General features: G+C 40.7%; 13 protein-coding genes. 9 read left to right on the top strand and 4 right to left on the bottom strand.

Annotated elements, in window-relative coordinates; all coding sequences use genetic code 11:
- Window positions 1-173: 173 nt before the first annotated feature.
- From ACFSR6_RS01945 to serC, 3 genes are read right to left on the bottom strand one after another with little or no spacing between them, the layout of a single operon-like run.
- Window positions 174-320 carry a hypothetical protein gene (locus ACFSR6_RS01945; RefSeq protein ID WP_379074191.1) on the bottom strand — a complete coding sequence of 49 codons (147 nt, stop codon included), beginning with the start codon at window positions 318-320 and terminating at the stop codon, window positions 174-176.
- 18 nt (window positions 321-338) lie between these two features.
- Window positions 339-1,463, bottom strand: coding sequence for a DUF1015 family protein (locus tag ACFSR6_RS01940; RefSeq protein ID WP_379074188.1), 1,125 nt, complete (start codon window positions 1,461-1,463; stop codon window positions 339-341).
- 9 nt (window positions 1,464-1,472) lie between these two features.
- The gene (serC, locus tag ACFSR6_RS01935; RefSeq protein WP_379074185.1) at window positions 1,473-2,570 is read right to left on the bottom strand and encodes a 3-phosphoserine/phosphohydroxythreonine transaminase; all 1,098 of its coding nucleotides are present in this window, start codon (window positions 2,568-2,570) and stop codon (window positions 1,473-1,475) included.
- 319 nt (window positions 2,571-2,889) lie between these two features.
- Here serC and ACFSR6_RS01930 point away from each other — a divergent pair, with 319 nt between their 5' ends.
- Window positions 2,890-3,357, top strand: a complete 468-nt coding sequence (locus ACFSR6_RS01930) for an Lrp/AsnC family transcriptional regulator (RefSeq protein ID WP_379074183.1) — start codon at window positions 2,890-2,892, stop codon at window positions 3,355-3,357.
- A gap of 280 nt (window positions 3,358-3,637) precedes the next feature.
- Here ACFSR6_RS01930 and ACFSR6_RS01925 read toward each other — a convergent pair whose 3' ends face one another.
- Window positions 3,638-4,294: a DUF4159 domain-containing protein gene (locus ACFSR6_RS01925; protein WP_379074180.1), complete on the bottom strand. Its 657-nt coding sequence runs from the start codon at window positions 4,292-4,294 to the stop codon at window positions 3,638-3,640.
- A gap of 76 nt (window positions 4,295-4,370) precedes the next feature.
- On the opposite strand from ACFSR6_RS01925, the gene ACFSR6_RS01920 reads away from it, so the two are divergent.
- The 8 genes from ACFSR6_RS01920 to ACFSR6_RS01885 all read left to right on the top strand — a co-directional run bounded on the left by ACFSR6_RS01920 (window position 4,371) and on the right by ACFSR6_RS01885 (window position 16,648).
- Window positions 4,371-5,417, top strand: a complete 1,047-nt coding sequence (locus tag ACFSR6_RS01920; RefSeq protein WP_379074177.1) for an AAA family ATPase — start codon at window positions 4,371-4,373, stop codon at window positions 5,415-5,417.
- Complete coding sequence (locus ACFSR6_RS01915; protein ID WP_379074174.1) at window positions 5,417-6,304, top strand: DUF58 domain-containing protein; 888 nt, start codon at window positions 5,417-5,419, stop codon at window positions 6,302-6,304. The genes ACFSR6_RS01920 and ACFSR6_RS01915 overlap by 1 nt, the downstream gene beginning before the upstream one ends.
- 2 nt (window positions 6,305-6,306) lie before the next feature.
- Complete coding sequence (locus ACFSR6_RS01910) at window positions 6,307-7,677, top strand: BatA domain-containing protein (RefSeq protein WP_379074171.1); 1,371 nt, start codon at window positions 6,307-6,309, stop codon at window positions 7,675-7,677.
- Window positions 7,664-9,796: a DUF4175 family protein gene (locus ACFSR6_RS01905; RefSeq protein ID WP_379074168.1), complete on the top strand. Its 2,133-nt coding sequence runs from the start codon at window positions 7,664-7,666 to the stop codon at window positions 9,794-9,796. Before ACFSR6_RS01910 ends, ACFSR6_RS01905 begins: the two co-directional genes overlap by 14 nt.
- Before the next feature lie 2 nt (window positions 9,797-9,798).
- Window positions 9,799-11,583 carry a hypothetical protein gene (locus ACFSR6_RS01900; protein WP_379074166.1) on the top strand — a complete coding sequence of 595 codons (1,785 nt, stop codon included), beginning with the start codon at window positions 9,799-9,801 and terminating at the stop codon, window positions 11,581-11,583.
- A gap of 311 nt (window positions 11,584-11,894) precedes the next feature.
- Window positions 11,895-13,529: a TldD/PmbA family protein gene (locus ACFSR6_RS01895; protein ID WP_379074163.1), complete on the top strand. Its 1,635-nt coding sequence runs from the start codon at window positions 11,895-11,897 to the stop codon at window positions 13,527-13,529.
- A gap of 2 nt (window positions 13,530-13,531) precedes the next feature.
- Window positions 13,532-14,848 (top strand): TldD/PmbA family protein, encoded by a 1,317-nt coding sequence (locus ACFSR6_RS01890; RefSeq protein ID WP_183763429.1) that lies wholly within the window; start codon window positions 13,532-13,534, stop codon window positions 14,846-14,848.
- 159 nt (window positions 14,849-15,007) lie between these two features.
- Window positions 15,008-16,648, top strand: coding sequence for a TldD/PmbA family protein (locus ACFSR6_RS01885; protein ID WP_379074160.1), 1,641 nt, complete (start codon window positions 15,008-15,010; stop codon window positions 16,646-16,648).
- Window positions 16,649-16,685: the final 37 nt, after the last annotated feature.

Genomic DNA, 16,685 nt, shown 5'->3' with positions numbered 1-16,685 from the left:
GGTTAAATTGTAACTCGAGTAGTATCTCCAAAAGTATAAAATTTAACCATAATGGGATTGTTATAATTAACTTAAAGTGGCATAATCAACTATAAAACTTGCTTAGTATTAAACTAAATTGATTTACCATAATAAAAAAAATACGCTGGCCGGCTTAAAATCAATAAAACAGGTTAAAGCCAATGCAGGTAATCATGCTCCCCATCATTTTTTTTCTTATTTATTCTAGCCCGCCTTTTATATAGCGCCACTAAAAAGAAAGCAATTATCAGAAAGCTGGCTCCTATCTGTGCTATACTTTCTAAATCGAGTTCTGACATATGGTTTGTTTTATAGGTTTAACGATTAACATATACCTGTTCGCCTTTTGCGGTGATGGCTACGGGACTGCTTGCCATAAATCCCTGAGGCACTTTAGGGGCTATCCAGGTAGATTTGGGAGGCAAAAACTCAGCCTTTTCAGCAGTTGCTATAAAGGCATCTACCGTCATCGGAAAAAGAGAAAAACCAATAGATGTTTCATTATTGTTCAACGCTGCAAGAAATTCAGGCCATTTGCTATCTGGAAAACACATCAGTCTTTCATCTTCTTTTGGTTTATTGATACCGAGCACTGCAGATAGAATTTTATCCTGTAAAATCACGGTATCTGGTACTCCAGACAATGCCCTAGAAGCTTTATTTAAATCAAGCTGATACCATTCGCCCTTAAAACAAAGGCCTAACCTATTCTTCCGATCAGGTTTATAAGCCTTATTATTGGGTATTTTTGAGATATAATAATACTGTTTCAGTTTATCCATTAACAGCTCATCGGCAATAACTACACCCGAAACAACTCTATGAAAGGCGCCTATAGAAATCACATCTTCAGAAACAAATAGCGAACTGATTTGCTGGGGAATACTTTTCTGTAGCGAACAGGCTGCTTCCAAGCGATGATGGCCGTCGGCAAGGTAAACGGCCTCAAGTTTCATAAATTCACCCACAAATTTTTCAACCACATCTTTTTCGAGTACCTGGTAAAGAAAATGTCCCATCTGCGACCATTCGCTCGGCAACGGTTTACGGGTACGTAGCACAAAATCAACCAGGGCATCTAGAGTTTTATTCTTTTTATGAACCAATAAAATAGGCGATTTTTGCATTTTCTTATTTCTGCGGTCTATTTTAAGTGATTCTACTTTCGACGATACCGTTTCTTCATGCCTTTTAATTGCATTTACAGCCGTTTGAGAAAGATCGATATCGGCCCAGATTCCCCTCATGGTATCAAATTCGCCACGTAATTCATAAACATAAATAGCTGGCCGATCGTCTAAAGGACATCCGAATAAATGGAGCAGGTCTTCAAAAGAAAGCTGCTCGTTTTTATGCCCCTTAGCGTTTACCTGATCAGAAATCATCAGGTCAAAGATGTCTTTACCAGGCTGTAATGCCTTTAATGGTGAGATTTTTATCATCTTAACAGGTTATTTTAATTCAAGCACTGTTTTATCGCTGTATATTCTTTCAAAATCGACCATGGCATTTACCAGAACTTCAACACTCGATAAGGGAAGCGCATTGTACAGTGAGGCCCTAAACCCACCGACTGTTCTGTATCCCCTTATGCCTACAATGCCCATGTTTGCCGCAAACGCTAAAAATTGGGTCTCTGCATCTTTATTAACAGCCAAAAATGTAACATTCATCCTGGAGCGGTGCTCAACTTCTGCCGTACCGTAAAAGAGAGGATTGCGGTCTATTTCTGCATATAATAATTTTGCTTTTTCTATGTTCTTTTGCTCTATCCCACTAACTCCACCCTGATCTTTAAGCCACAATAAATTGAGCATGGCTACATAAATAGAAAAAACCGGTGGTGTATTATACATACTCATGTTATCGCGGAATACCTGGTAGTCCATCATTGAAGGGATTTCTTTTTTTGCCCGGTCAAGAAATTCATTTTTAGCGATAACGAGGGTCATTCCGGCCGGCCCCATATTCTTTTGAGCACCTGCGTAAATAAGGTCAAAATTGCTAACGTCAATTTTCCTGGAAAAAATATCTGACGACATATCGCAGATCACCGGAACGCCTGTAGCTGAAAAATCAAATATCTCTGTTCCCTCAATAGTATTGTTTGAAGTATAATGGATATAGGCAGATTGGGGATCGATATTAAACTGACCGGGGATGTATGCATAATTTCTATCTTTCGAAGAAGCCACAACCTCTACATCACCAAATAACTTAGCTTCTTTAATGGCCTTCTGTGCAAAATACCCCGTATCAAGATAAGAAGCTTTTTTTCCCGCAGCCAAAAAATTCATAGGAACCATGGCAAATTGTGTACTGGCCCCGCCCTGTAAAAAAAGCACTGAATAGTGATCAGGAACAGATAATAACCCGCGCACCAAAAGCTGGGTTTTAAGAACCACATCTTCGAACTCCGGCGATCGGTGAGAAACTTCTAAAATAGATAACCCCATTCCGTTCCAGTTGATTACCGACTGGGCAGCTTGTTCCATTACCGATGATGGCAGTATGCATGGGCCAGCACCAAAGTTGTGTTTTTTATACATGAGAAAATAATATTCGGTTAAATAATTCACTGTAAAGATCAGTAGTTAAGCAGTTTATACCGAGTCAAGCTCTTTTTTTGATAAAAATTATTTTTATAAAGCCCTAAACATCCTAAATATTTGGTTTAACGCATCAAGAAAATAAGACGACAGAATATAATTTTTATTGGCCCTTCCCGCTCCCTCGTATTATTGTATAAAATACACTAAGTATATTTTTAAAAAACGACCATAAATTAAGTTAATTACACCTTATTTTAATTATTTTTAGCCCGTACAAGAGCCTAAAAAGCTGATATAATTATACACTAAGTATTATATGCAAACTCAAAAGATTGATCAGACTGACATCGAAATCCTTAATCTTTTACAACATGATGGATTATTGACTTATAAAGAAGTTTCGGGCAAGCTTAGAAAAAGCATGACCCACGTTGTAGAACGCATTAAAAAACTCAGGGCAAATGGCTACATCAAATCAACAGTCGCCATTGTAGACATCGATAAATTAAGATCGCATTTTATAGCTTTTCCACACATTCAGCTCACCATGCATTCAGAGGATATTGTAAGGGCCTTTAAAGACGAAATGGAGAAATACCCTGAAGTGATGGAATGTTACCACCTTACCGGCCATTTTGATTTTATGCTTAAGGTGGCTATGCCCGATATGGTTTCTTATAATAATTTCCTCAGGGATAACATAGGTGCATTGGCTTACGTAGGAAATATACAGAGTTTTTTGGTGCTTAATCAATCGAAAGCCGAAACGGCATATGCATTATAGGTTCATTAGTTTACTGGTCATTAGTCACTTGTTATTGGTTTATTGATCATTAGCTATTGATTAATCGTGGCAACCTTTCAGATAGTAATACTGGCAGCACAAATAACCAGCACATCCCATTCCCCTCTCCCAGAGGGATGTCTGCACAATGGGGTGTTTCGGAAGCGTGGCGGCAATTTTCAATTCACAACTATTGAAATTCATCAAGCAAATGATTCAAACCTATAAGGTGGTAACACCTGACAACACGAAAAAACAACCAACTTAAAATTGCCAATTGCTAACTGTTTATCCCCATGGCATACAAAATAATATTTACCCCGAACTTGGTGTTATCCTCTGCCAAAAAACGTTTATTCCTGAAATCGTAATCCCACTCGCAGCCATAATCTTTATTGCTATATAACACCCCGATACGGTTATTAATGGTAATGGCTTTCAGGTAATCGTGCACCAGGTCATCTCCCCAGCCATTTAATTCGAAAGAAGTGGTAGGCGGACCCTTTTCAAACTTAAAAAAGGAATGGTAAATGCCATGGTTGTTTGGGATCTTTTTCAATGCCTGCGGTCCAAACAGGTTGCTCATCTGTGTTTCGAAAGAACGTGCAAACAAACCATCGATATCGTGGTTGCAATCGTCAACAAAAACAAAACCGCCGTTATGTACATAGGTTTTAAAATTTACAGCTTCCTGCTGGCTAAACTGCACCAGTTTATGTCCGCTTAAATAACAAAAAGGATATTTAAACAAATCACGGCTGCCCAGTTCCACAATTTTCTCTTCCTCATCCAAAGGAATAGTGGTATACTCCAGAAGGGAATTCAGGAGGTTAGAAGGCATGCGCTGATCGGTATCCCAGTCGCCCGAATTGTATTTTATTCTCGCAAACGTAAATTTAGTTCTTTGCATCACCCTAAAATTACCTTCATTTTTCATAAATCGGGTTTTTTAGATCAATTATCTTGTAAATTTTTTGATATTCTTTATATAAGGCTAAAAACTATCTATCAATATGCCCTATATTGAAGCACTATATCGTAAAACTAAAAAATCAACCATTTTGGAGCGTTCAGAAAGCAAGCTAAAAATATTGATCGATAAGATCTCCCTCTTAAAAAGCGAAATACAAAAAGTAATTGTGGGTCAGGACGTGATCATTGAAGAAATGCTAATTGCTTTAATGGCCGGTGGACATTGTTTATTGGAAGGCGTACCGGGGCTGGCAAAAACGTTAATGGTTAGAACGATGTCGCAGGCTTTAGACCTTTCTTTCAGAAGAATCCAGTTCACACCCGATTTAATGCCTACCGATATTGTGGGCACTGAAATACTGGAAGAAGACCATGCAACAGGAAAACGTTTCTTTAAATTTAATAAAGGGCCTTTGTTTGCCAACATTATCCTGGCAGATGAGGTAAACCGGACGCCACCGAAAACTCAATCGGCATTGTTAGAGGCCATGCAGGAATTTGAAGTAACCTACGGCGGACAAACCTACCCGTTAGACCGCCCGTTTTTTATCCTCGCTACCCAAAACCCGATTGAACAGGCCGGAACTTACCCCCTGCCCGAAGCACAGTTAGACCGTTTTCTGTTATATATTAAAATCGGTTATCCTACCGCAGCGGAGGAAGCACAGATTTTAAGCAGTACCACTGGCAGCAAAAAAGCAGTAATTAACCCGATTATCGGGGCAGAAGAAATTAAGGAACTTCAGGCCATTACCCGCGAAGTAAGCATCAGTACCGACCTGGTCACTTATGTAAGCGAGCTTATCCGCGCCACCCGGCCTGATACCACCACCGTAAATTTTGTAAAAGAATGGGTACGTTGGGGCGCTGGCCCACGGGCCGGGCAGGCACTGATTTTAACAGCCAAAGCAAGGGCCCTGTTTAAAGGCCGCTATGCTGTAATTTTAGAAGATTTACAGGCTATGGCCTATCCGGTGTTACGCCATAGGGTATTGATGAACTTTAAAGCAGAGGCCGAAAACGTGTCGTCTGATAAGGTAACCGACGAACTGATCAAAGCCATTTCGAAACCCAAAGCTAATATTTAATGAGTAAGCTGCTCGATCCTAAAATATTGATGGCCATCAAAGACCTTTCATTATCGGCCAAAATGACCATTGATGGTTTTATGAACGGTATTAATAAAAGTACCGTAAAAGGCCCGGGATTGGAGTTTAGCCAATACAGAAGTTATCAGCCTGGCGACGATCTGCGATCGCTCGACTGGAAAATGTTTGCCCGTTCAGATCGTTATTACATCCGCGAATCGGAGGTAGAAACGAATATTGCCGTGCGCATTTTAATTGATGCCAGTGCCTCTATGAACCATAGCGATGGCGATTTTACCAAAATTGATTATGCCAGGTATCTCGGCGCCTCTTTAGCTTATCTTGCTAATCTACAAGGTGATGCAGTGGGCTTATATGTACTGAAAAACTCGGGTATTTTCTCGATGACACCCAAACAGGATTACCAGCACCTGGCCCGGTTGTTTTACCAGCTGGAACAGATCCATCCTCATGGCTCATTTACCAAACCCATTCACTATAAAGAATTGTTTGCCGGCGCCCAAAAACGGGAGTTGCTGATTTTCGTTACCGATCTTTATCAAAAAGACGACGAAATGATCAGGCTATTGGACACCCTGAATACTTTAAGGCACGAAACCGTTGTTTTTCATGTACTATCAAGAAACGAACTGGATCTTGATTTTAAACGCTATAGCACTTTCGAAGACTTCGAAACCGGCGAAACCATTCAGATCGATCAAAACAAAGCCAGAACCAATTATCAGAACAAGCTTAATGCTTACCTGGAAGAAACGAGGATAAAGCTGCTGGACAGAAGGATTTTTTACCGCACCATCACTACTGACGAACCATTGGATCAGGCATTAAGGGATTTTTTAAAACAAAGAAGCAAACTTAGAATTTAACCGTGCATTTTTTATATTCCATAGGTTTATTTGCGCTTGCAGGCATAATTGTCCCGCTCATTATACACCTGTGGAATGTTAAACAGGGTAAAACCCTTAAAATTGGGAGCATTGCTTTGCTGGGCGAAAGTTCAAGCGCCAGTTCGAAAAGCATCAAAATTAACGATTGGCTTTTATTTATCCTGCGCTGCTTACTTTTGGTGTTGCTGGCATTCATTCTGGCACAGCCTTACCTTAAAAAAACAACCGCTGGAAGTAATAAAAACGGATGGATTTTAGTGGAGAAAAACATTTTTCCTCAGGTTTTTAAAACGCATCAAAAAACAATCGATTCATTATTGAAAAAAGGTTATGAAATACACGATTTTAATGTGGGTTTTAGCCCATTAACCTTAAAAGATACCCTTTATAACGAAACAAAACAGGTTAATACTTTAAATTATCCGGCATTATTCAGTGCAGCCGATCAGTTTATTACACCGGGAGCTAAAGTTTATTTTTTTGCCGACCACCGCTTAAACCCCTTTGGTAACGAAATACCCACTGTAAATTATATGCTGAAGTGGATTCCTTTAAACCAAAGCGATACTTTAAGCAATTGGATTGCCACTTATGCCGGAAAAAAATACGAAGCGAAATCCAATCCATCCAATACGGTCTACCAAGCCTTGAATTCCTCGGATGTGGCACCGATAAGCGTAGCAATACACGAAAACCCGGGTATTTCAGACCGTAAATACTTAATTGCAGCCTTAAAAGCCATTGAAAGTTTCACCGGGCGGAAAATAATCATCAATGGTGCTGCAGAAAAAGCAAATATCGGCTTTTGGTTGTCAGATAATCCGGTCTCGGCAGATTTCAGATCATCAATTGCCCCAAATGGAGCATTATTTCAATACGAAAACGGTAAGCTGGTAACTTCAGCATCATTTATTAACCTGTATGGCCGTCAGGTTAAATTAAGTAAAAGAACTGAGGCCAATCATCGTGCAGAGAAAATATGGAGTGACGGTTTTGGAAATGCAATTTTGACAAAGGATAAAACCAATATTTTAAACATTTTTCATTTTTACAGCCGCCTCAATCCACAATGGAACGAGCTGGTTTGGGACGAATTATTTGTGAAAGCATTGATGCCGATCGTAATCGGGGATAAAGACCCGCATGATTTTGGTTTCGAAAACAATCCTGCCGACCAAAGAATAGTATCGCTTAAACAGAAAGCGGTAATTGAGGTCAACAAAACTATTTCGGCAACAAAAACTACTCAAAATAAACCCATCGGAACGGCAATTTGGGTTGCTGCATTTTTAATTTTTGTAGCCGAACGTATTTTATCATTCAGAAAAAAAACAAACGATGTTAAAAACTGAAGGACGAAACTGGATACGGAACCTGAGGATAAAGTGGATCAGTTTTTACCTGATCGGCACCATTGCCAGTGCCCTAGGTATTGCTTTGCTTTTATCGGTTACAGGTTTTTATCTATTACATTTACCTGTGTGGATTTTTGCGGTTATTTTCGCCATTGTTGCTGCTGTTTTATTCTTCAGTAAACTGGTTTGGAAAAGTACTGACTTTGACGTTTCAAGGTTTCTTAATAACCATTATCCCGAGCTGGAAGAAAGTGCCGATTTACTGCTTCAAAACGAAACAGAATTATCTACCCTGCAACAACTGCAACGTAATAAAATAGAAAACATCATCTCAAATTTGGCCCAGCCAAAAGAACCTGTTAAAAGGCTATATTTTGGTTTAACCGTTCTCTTTGCAGCACTGGCAATAAGCTTTGGAATTACAAAAATCCCTCAGATCAGCAAAACAGATTCCATTACCGAAGAGGCCAAAAACCCTGCTTCTGCAATAAGGGAAAACATACCGCCCGAGATATCCACTTTCAGTGCCACCATTATACCTCCGGCCTATACCGGAAAAGGGGAACGGAAACAAAAACAGTTTACCATTGTGGTCGAAACAGGTGCCACAGTGAATTGGAAAATCGAAACCAATATTGGCATTAAAAAGTTAAAGCTTATTTTTAACGATAATGAAATTACGCAACCAAAAGCTTTAAATGAAGCACATACGCAATGGGCTTTCAGCAAAACCATCCTTAAATCAGGCTTTTACCAGCTCGATCTTGATGGAAAAAAATCAGACCTCTATCAGATTGAAGTTATTCCCGATCTGCCGGTTACCATTAAAATTACACAGCCAAAACAGCATACTACGATTGATATCGGTCAACCGCAAAAATTCAACCTCAATGTATCGCTTACCGATGATTATGGCATTAACGATGCTTTTATAGCAGCTACCATGGCCAGTGGAAAAGGCGAAGGCGTAAGTTTTACAGAAAAAAAACTCTCTTTTAATACGAATTTCGACAATAAAAAAAGTATTGCACTGACCAAACTGATCGATTTAAAAAGCCTGGGCATGAAACCTGGTGATGAACTCTATTTTTTCATCAAAGCTATGGATAACCATGGCCAATCGAGCCGTTCGGATGTTTATTTTGTTTCGATAGTAGATACCGCTGAGTTGATGAGTTTAGCAGGCATGACCAATGGCGTTAACCTTGTTCCCGAATATTTCAGGAGCGAAAGGCAGATTATTATCGATACCGAAAAGTTATTGAAAGAGCAAGCAACATTGCCTGCTGCAACCTTTAAAACCAGGAGTAACGATTTAGGCATTGATCAGAAGTTATTAAGGCTGCGCTATGGGCAGTTTTTAGGCGAAGAAAACGAGACTGAAATAGGCGGTGACCACGAAGAGCATGATGAACATGCCGGGCACAATAGCGGAGAGGAAAAATTTGGTGATGTTAGCGCAATTACCGACAAATATGCCCACAAACACGACATTGCTGAAGATGCCACCTTTTTCGAACCCGAAATGAAAGCGCAGTTAAAAGCCGTTTTAACCGAAATGTGGAATGCCGAACTGCGTTTACGAACCTACAAGCCACAGGAAGCCTTACCATACGAATATAAAGCATTGAGGTTGCTCAAAGACCTGCAACAGAAATCGCGGGCCTATGTAGCAAAAACCACGGTTAAAGTTTCGGCTTTAAAACCAGAGAAACGTTTAAGCGGCGAGCTGGATAAAATTACACAGCCAGTGCAGAAAATGACCTTCGAGCAAAAAGAAAAGCGAACAGCTTATTTAAAAACGGTACTCGCCTTATTGGAAAACAGAAAAACCGGTAAAAACTTTAATGAGCAAGACCGGTTCTTACTTGGCGAAACAGAAAAATACATGATCGGTGCCGCTGCAGACCATCCCTCAACCTATTTAAATGCCCTAACAAGTTTAAGGAAGCTAGGAGAAGCAAGTAAACCAATGCTTAAAGATATCGATATGGTGCAGCAGGCTATACAAAAAATGATCAGTATTGAACCGGCCAAACCACAGGTACAAAGTGCTGGTCCGGCTTCGGTATTATACCAAAATTATTTTAATAACCTCAATAAAGCTGGCAGATAGATATGGAATTTAAATACATTGCTATGCTTGCTGGTTTATTATTCACGGCCTTTTTGCTATACCAAGAGGTACGCCGGCCAAATCGGGCCCGATTAATATGGAGAGTTTTAGCAAATATTATTGCCGTTAGCTGTTTTGTGCTGTTAATTGTACCAATCAGGTACGAAACACATATAAAACAAAACCCTGATGAAATTATTTTACTCACCGAAGGTACAAACCCCGATTCTGTTGCAAAACTAAAGGAAAAAAAATATGCACTTTCATCAGTAAATCTAAAAGATGGGAAAGCCACAGTCCTTTCCGATCTCTCTTATTTCTTAAAATCAAATCCTAATATCCGGAAAATAAATATTTACGGTTATGGTTTAAGTAAGGGCGATCTGGAAATCCTAAAAGGCTATGAGGCCAATTTTCACCCTTCAGCAAGCCCAAATGGCATTATTGCGGTAAATTGGCCTACAAAATTAAAAACAAGCGATGCCCTGAATGTTCAGGGAACCTATCAAAACACCGGTAACCAAGCAGTTAAACTTATACTAAAAGGCTTAGGCAAATCAGTAGACTCAACGACTATTGAAGCAGGATCTAATAAGTCCTTCTCATTTAAAACCCATCCCAAACAAATAGGCAAAGCCGTTTACCAATTAATTACTTTACAAAAAAACGATACCCTGGCAAAAGAACCTGTACCGGTCCAGGTTGGCGATCAAACACCGATGAAAGTGCTGATTTTAGCCTCTTTTCCTGATTTCGAATATAAATTTTTGAAAAACTGGCTATATGAAAACCAATATCCACTGGCTTTCAGAATTCAGATCAGTAAAAATAAATTTGCTTCCGATTTCCTGAATATGGATAGTGTAAATCTTAACCAGGTCAATGCCGGAGTTTTAAAAAAATTCGATATCCTAATCATTGATGAAGAAGAATTGGCTGCCCTGAGTCCAATCGAAAAATCTTCGGTAAATATTGCCGTTAATAACGGAATGGGCTTATTAATCAGGGCAACAGGTTTAAAACCTTTAACAATGCTTAGTGCTAAATCCAATCGCTTCGAAATTCCACCTTTAAAAGGCAAAACGCTTAATTTAACCATTTCTGAGGATGATCTCAAGTTTAGTCCCTTACCGATTGAACAAGGATTATTTTTAAGGCCAAATCAAAACGAGCAGTCAATTGTTACCGATGCCAGCGGAAAAACAGTATTAAGCAGCAACATCAGCGGTTATGGCAAAATTTTGATCTCAAGCATTTCCTCCACATACAACTGGATACTTTCAGGAGAAAAAACAGATTATGCTGCCTATTGGTCGAAACTTTTGGCCAGTGCAGCAAGAAAAAGAACCGATATACAATCGGTTAACATTATTCCGCAATTTCCTGTTGTTAACCAAAAGATGAGAATCATTACTGATTTAGCAGCAGCAGATAAATCACCGTTCTTAAAAATCGATGATGTTCAACTGCATCCGAGGCAAAATATGGAACTGCCTTTTCAATGGGATGCGCTTTATTGGCCTCAAAATTCAGGCTGGACCAACCTAAATGTAAATCAGGCTATCGAGCAGTTATATATTTATGGGAAAAACGATTGGCAAGCGCTAAAATATCAACAAACTTTAAACGATACACATCAGTTTATTAAGAATCTGATCAAAAATCATACTAAATTACAATTAGCAGATACCGTAATTATAGAAGAAATATCAGTTTGGTGGTTTTTTGCCGGGTTTTTACTGGCTGCTGCATTTTTATGGTACGAAGCCAGGATTCTGGCGGTTTAAAGAAAGAGTGGCCGTCATCCTGAACGCGGTGAAGGATCTGTCCCTATAGAATAGCAACCGCCCCTTTGAATAAGTTTAGTATCATTAATTGGGCACATTAGAAAGGATGTTGGCAAAAGATTCTTTACTGCATTCAGAATGACAATAAATATTAAAAAACCACCAAAATCTGTCTTCATGGGTGGTAAAAAATATCTTTTCACAAAAAACATCTTCATTTCTGCTTTGAAACTAAAATGTTATATTCTATTTAGTCTTTTTAGCTTCAAAATTGGCTATATTGACAACTCAAACTAACTAAATTCAACCAATTGAAAAGAAAAGATTTCCTCTACTTAACCGGAATGGGTATGGGTGCCTTACTCCTTCCCGATCTTTCTGCATTCGGAACTCCGATAGACCCTTTACAGGCTTTAGACGGAGTGGATGTAAAAATTAAAAAGGAGCTGGCCGATGTAGCCCTTAATGCTGCAAAATCGAAAGGTGCAAGCTATGCCGATATCCGCATAGGCCGTTACCTGAACCAATTTGTAGCCACACGCGAAAAACGGGTTCAAGGAGTTGCCAATACCGAATCGTATGGTGTGGGCATCCGGGTGCTGGTAAATGGATGCTGGGGTTTTGCTGCAACCAACAACGTAACCAAGGATGCCATTGCCAAAGCGGCCGAACAGGCTGTTGCCGTTGCAAAAGCCAATGCTAAAATACAGGGAGAACCTGTTCAGCTCGCTCCTCAAAAAGGTTATGGCGAGGTAAGCTGGAAAACGCCGATCGAAATCAATGCTTTCGAAGTTCCTGTAAAAGAAAAAGTAGACTTGCTATTGAATGTAAATGATGTAGCTATGCAGAACGGGGCCAATTTTGTAAACTCCATTATTTTTGCCGTTAACGAACAAAAATACTTCGCCTCTACCGATGGTTCTTACATCGATCAGGATGTTCACCGCATCTATCCTACGTTTAATGTAACCAGGGTCGACCGCGAATCGGGTAAATTTAAAACCCGTAACGCATTAAGTGCGCCAAGCGGAAAAGGTTACGAATATATGCACGCCCGTCCTGAAGATAAAGTTGCCGGTATCGTAACCCGTTACAAAGGCCGTTATGACATGCTCGAAGATGTGAAAGAAGCAGCCCGTGTAGCCAACGAAAAGGTAAAAGCAAAATCGGTTGAACCGGGTAAATACGATTTAGTATTGGATCCTTCGCATCTTTGGTTAACCATCCATGAATCTGTTGGGCACCCAACCGAGCTCGACCGCGTTTTGGGCTATGAAGCCAATTATGCGGGTACCAGTTTCCTTACGCTGGACAAATGGGAGTCGAAAAAATTCAAATTCGGAAGTGATAAAGTGAATATTGTGGCCGATAAAACCCAGGTAGGCTCTTTAGGTGCTGTGGGATATGATGATGAAGGGGTAAAATGTAAAAAATGGGATCTGATTAAAGATGGTATCCTGGTAAGCTATCAGGCTATCCGCGATCAGGCACACATTATCGGCTTAACCGAATCGAACGGATGCTGTTACTCGCAGGGTTGGGATGATGTACAGTTCCAGCGTATGCCAAATGTTTCACTTCAACCCGGTAAAGAAAAACTAAGTGTTGATGATATGATCAAAAATGTAGAAAAAGGCATTTACATTATCGGCGATGGCAGTTTTTCTATCGACCAACAGCGCTACAATTTCCAGTTCGGCGGACAAATTTTCTACGAAATCAAAGAAGGTAAAATCGTTGGCATGCTTAACGATGTGGCTTATCAGGCCAATACACAAGAGTTTTGGAACTCCTGCAACGCCATCTGCGATCAGAGCGATTACCGTTTAGGGGGGTCATTTAATGATGGAAAAGGTCAGCCCTCTCAAAGCAGTGCCGTTTCTCATGGCAGTTCTACAGCAAGGTTTAATGGAGTTAATGTTATCAATACAGCAAGAAAAATATAATTATGGCCATATTAAGTAAAGAAGAAGCCCAAGCGATATTAAAAAAGGTAATCGGTTTTTCTAAAGCCGATTCCTGCGAAGTGAGTTTAAGCGGTTCAGATGGCGGGAACATCCGTTATGCACGTAATGCCGTATCTACCGCCGGCCAGATCAGCACCATGAGTTTAGGGGTTAGCTCAACTTTTGGAAAAAAAACAGGTACAGCAACCATTAACGAATTTGATGATGCTTCTCTCCAGAAAGTAGTAAAAAGAGCCGAAGAACTGGCCATGCTGGCACCAGAAAATCCTGAATTTATGCCACCTCTCGGTCCGCAAACATTTGCCGAATCGAATACATACAATGCAAAAACTGCTGCCATTACGCCCGATACCAGGGCAGAAATGGTTGGTAAAAGTTTAAGCGTTTCAAAAGCGGCAGGTTTAGACGCTGCCGGTTTCCTCGAAAATGCCACCCGTTTTAATGCGATTATGAACTCTAAAGGTTTATTCGCCTACAATAAAGGTACCGATGTTTCTTTTTCGGTAACCATTAGAAACAAGCAGGGAACAGGATCAGGCTATGTTGAGCAAGGTTTTAATGATGTGGATAAAATGGATACCCTGGCACTTAGCAAAATTGCAGCAAGCAAAGCCAATGGTTCTGCAGGTGCAAAAGCCATCGAGCCTGGAAAATATACTGTTATTTTAGAACCCCTAGCGGCCAGCGATATCATTGGGAATATGTTCAGGGGCTTTGATGCCCGCAGTGCCGATGAAGGCCGGAGTTTTATGAGCAAAAAAGGGGGTGGTACGCGTTTAGGAGAGCAATTGTTTTCAGAAAATGTGAATATCTACTCCGATCCGATGAATACCGAAATCCCATCGTCAACTTTTACAGGCGAAGGTTTACCGGTAACCAGAACACAGTGGGTAGAAAAAGGTGTGGTAAAAAACCTATCCTATTCGCGGTATTGGGCAGCACAGAAAAATGTTCAGCCCCTTCCATTTAGCCGTAGTATGGTAATCGAAGGAGGGACACAATCGTTAGAAGATCTGATCAAAAGTACTGAAAAAGGTATATTGGTTACCCGTTTCTGGTATATCCGTTCTGTGGATCCACAAACTTTATTATTAACCGGGCTAACGCGCGACGGTACTTTTTACATTGAAAACGGCGAAATTAAATTCCCGATCAAGAATTTCAGGTTCAATGAGAGCCCGGTAATTATGCTGAACAATGTAGAAGCATTGGGTAAACCGGTAAGAACAGGCAGCGGATTGATACCGCCAATGAAAATCAGGGATTTTACCTTCACTTCGTTATCAGACGCGATTTAACTGGTGTCGTCATCTCGATCGCAGTGCAACGAAGTTGAGAGATTTGTTTAGATAGATCTCTCCATTCCACTGCGTTCCAGTCGAGATGACGACCTTTCCAGGAATGTCACCCTGAGCGGAGTCGAAGGGCCTAAAACAACTTATTAAAACCTTTAAAAATTGAGAAGAAGAGATTTCCTATATATGACGGGCGTAGGTTTTGGCGCCAGCATGCTACCCAACATCCCTGCCTTTGGTAAAATGATTTCTGTTGAAGAATCTTTAACTCCGGTTGATGTGGCCCTAAAGAAAAGAATGGCGGATGTGGCCCTTAATGCAGCCAAAAGCAAAGGTGCAACTTATGCCGATGTTCGCATAGGCCGGTACCTTAACCAGGTTGTGGCCACAAGGGAAACACGGGTAGAAAACATCTCCAATTCTGAATCTTATGGTTTGGGTGTGCGCGTAATTGCCAATGGCAGCTGGGGCTTTGCTGCCACCAACAATATGGACGATGCCAGTATTGCCAAAGCTGCAGAAGCCGCCGTGGCCATTGCAAAGGGGAATGCCAAACTGATGGAAGAGCCGGTTCAACTCGCTCCCCAAAAAGGTTACGGAGAAGTAAGCTGGAAAACGCCTATCGAAATCAATGCTTTTGAGGTACCTATAGCCGATAAAGTAGAACTGCTGCTGAACGTAAACAGCGAAGCAATGAAAGGCGGGGCAAAATACATCAGTTCCAATCTCTTTATGATCAATGAGCAGAAATATTTTGCCTCAACCGATGGTTCGTATATTGATCAGGATATCCACCGGATATGGCCAACTTTTACACTGACCAAAACAGATGCAGCAAATGGCAAATTCGAAACCAGAAATGCGTTAAGTGCCCCGATGGGTATGGGCTTTGAATACCTTAAGCCTAAAGACACGGAAAAAATAAAAGGCGGTCCGGTTACGATGTACAAAAAGCGTTACGACATCCTGGAAGATGTACGTGAAGCTGCAGTACATGTTGATGAAAAGTTAAAAGCAAAGCCCATTGCCCCTGGCAAATACGACCTGGTATTGGATCCTTCTCACCTTTTCCTTACCATTCACGAATCGGTTGGGCATCCTACCGAACTTGACCGTGTTTTAGGTTATGAGGCTAACTATGCAGGAACCAGTTTCCTAACGCTGGATAAATGGGAATCAAAAAAATTCAACTTCGGAAGCAAAGAAGTAAACATTATTGCCGATAAACTGGAAACAGGCTCTTTAGGTGCTGTAGGTTACGATGATGAAGGAGTAAAATGCGGTAAATGGGACATCATCAAAGACGGCATTTTGGTAAATTACCAGGCCATCCGCGATCAGGCACATATTTTAGGCTTGACAGCATCGCAGGGCTGTTGTTATGCCGATAGTTGGGACAGCATTCAGTTTCAGCGGATGCCTAATGTTTCGTTAGCACCCGGAAATGTTCCTTTAAGTGCTGCTGAGATGGTTAAAAATGTCGAAAAAGGCATTTATATGTTCGGCCGGAATTCTTATTCCATCGATCAGCAACGCTATAACTTCCAGTTCAGCGCACAACTGGCCTACGAAATTAAGGAGGGTAAAATTGTGGGAATGTTTAAAGATGCCGCTTACCAGGCCAATACACAGGAATTCTGGAACTCCTGTGTGCAACGTTGTGATAAAAACGATTACCGTTTGGGCGGAACATTTTCGGATGGAAAAGGCCAACCGGGACAGGCCAGTGCCGTTTCGCACGGCAGCGCTACCACCCGTTTTAACGGCGTTAACGTGATCAATACGGGAAGGAAGTTAGGGTAAGTTTCAAAAAAACTCCTCATTGCGAGGAGGCACAACG

It is taken from the genome of Pedobacter vanadiisoli (assembly GCF_042684385.1).
GTDB classification, from domain to species: domain Bacteria; phylum Bacteroidota; class Bacteroidia; order Sphingobacteriales; family Sphingobacteriaceae; genus Pedobacter; species Pedobacter vanadiisoli.
Note: the sequence above shows the minus strand (reverse complement) of the source record. Positions and strands in the feature narration are given on the sequence as shown.

Coding starts and splice junctions, on each gene's coding strand:
- ACFSR6_RS01945 (WP_379074191.1), bottom strand. CDS start 320: ATGTCAGAACTCGATTTAGAAAGTATAGCACAGATAGGAGCCAGCTTT.
- ACFSR6_RS01940 (WP_379074188.1), bottom strand. CDS start 1,463: ATGATAAAAATCTCACCATTAAAGGCATTACAGCCTGGTAAAGACATC.
- serC (WP_379074185.1), bottom strand. CDS start 2,570: ATGTATAAAAAACACAACTTTGGTGCTGGCCCATGCATACTGCCATCA.
- ACFSR6_RS01930 (WP_379074183.1), top strand. CDS start 2,890: ATGCAAACTCAAAAGATTGATCAGACTGACATCGAAATCCTTAATCTT.
- ACFSR6_RS01925 (WP_379074180.1), bottom strand. CDS start 4,294: ATGAAAAATGAAGGTAATTTTAGGGTGATGCAAAGAACTAAATTTACG.
- ACFSR6_RS01920 (WP_379074177.1), top strand. CDS start 4,371: ATGCCCTATATTGAAGCACTATATCGTAAAACTAAAAAATCAACCATT.
- ACFSR6_RS01915 (WP_379074174.1), top strand. CDS start 5,417: ATGAGTAAGCTGCTCGATCCTAAAATATTGATGGCCATCAAAGACCTT.
- ACFSR6_RS01905 (WP_379074168.1), top strand. CDS start 7,664: ATGTTAAAAACTGAAGGACGAAACTGGATACGGAACCTGAGGATAAAG.
- ACFSR6_RS01900 (WP_379074166.1), top strand. CDS start 9,799: ATGGAATTTAAATACATTGCTATGCTTGCTGGTTTATTATTCACGGCC.
- ACFSR6_RS01890 (WP_183763429.1), top strand. CDS start 13,532: ATGGCCATATTAAGTAAAGAAGAAGCCCAAGCGATATTAAAAAAGGTA.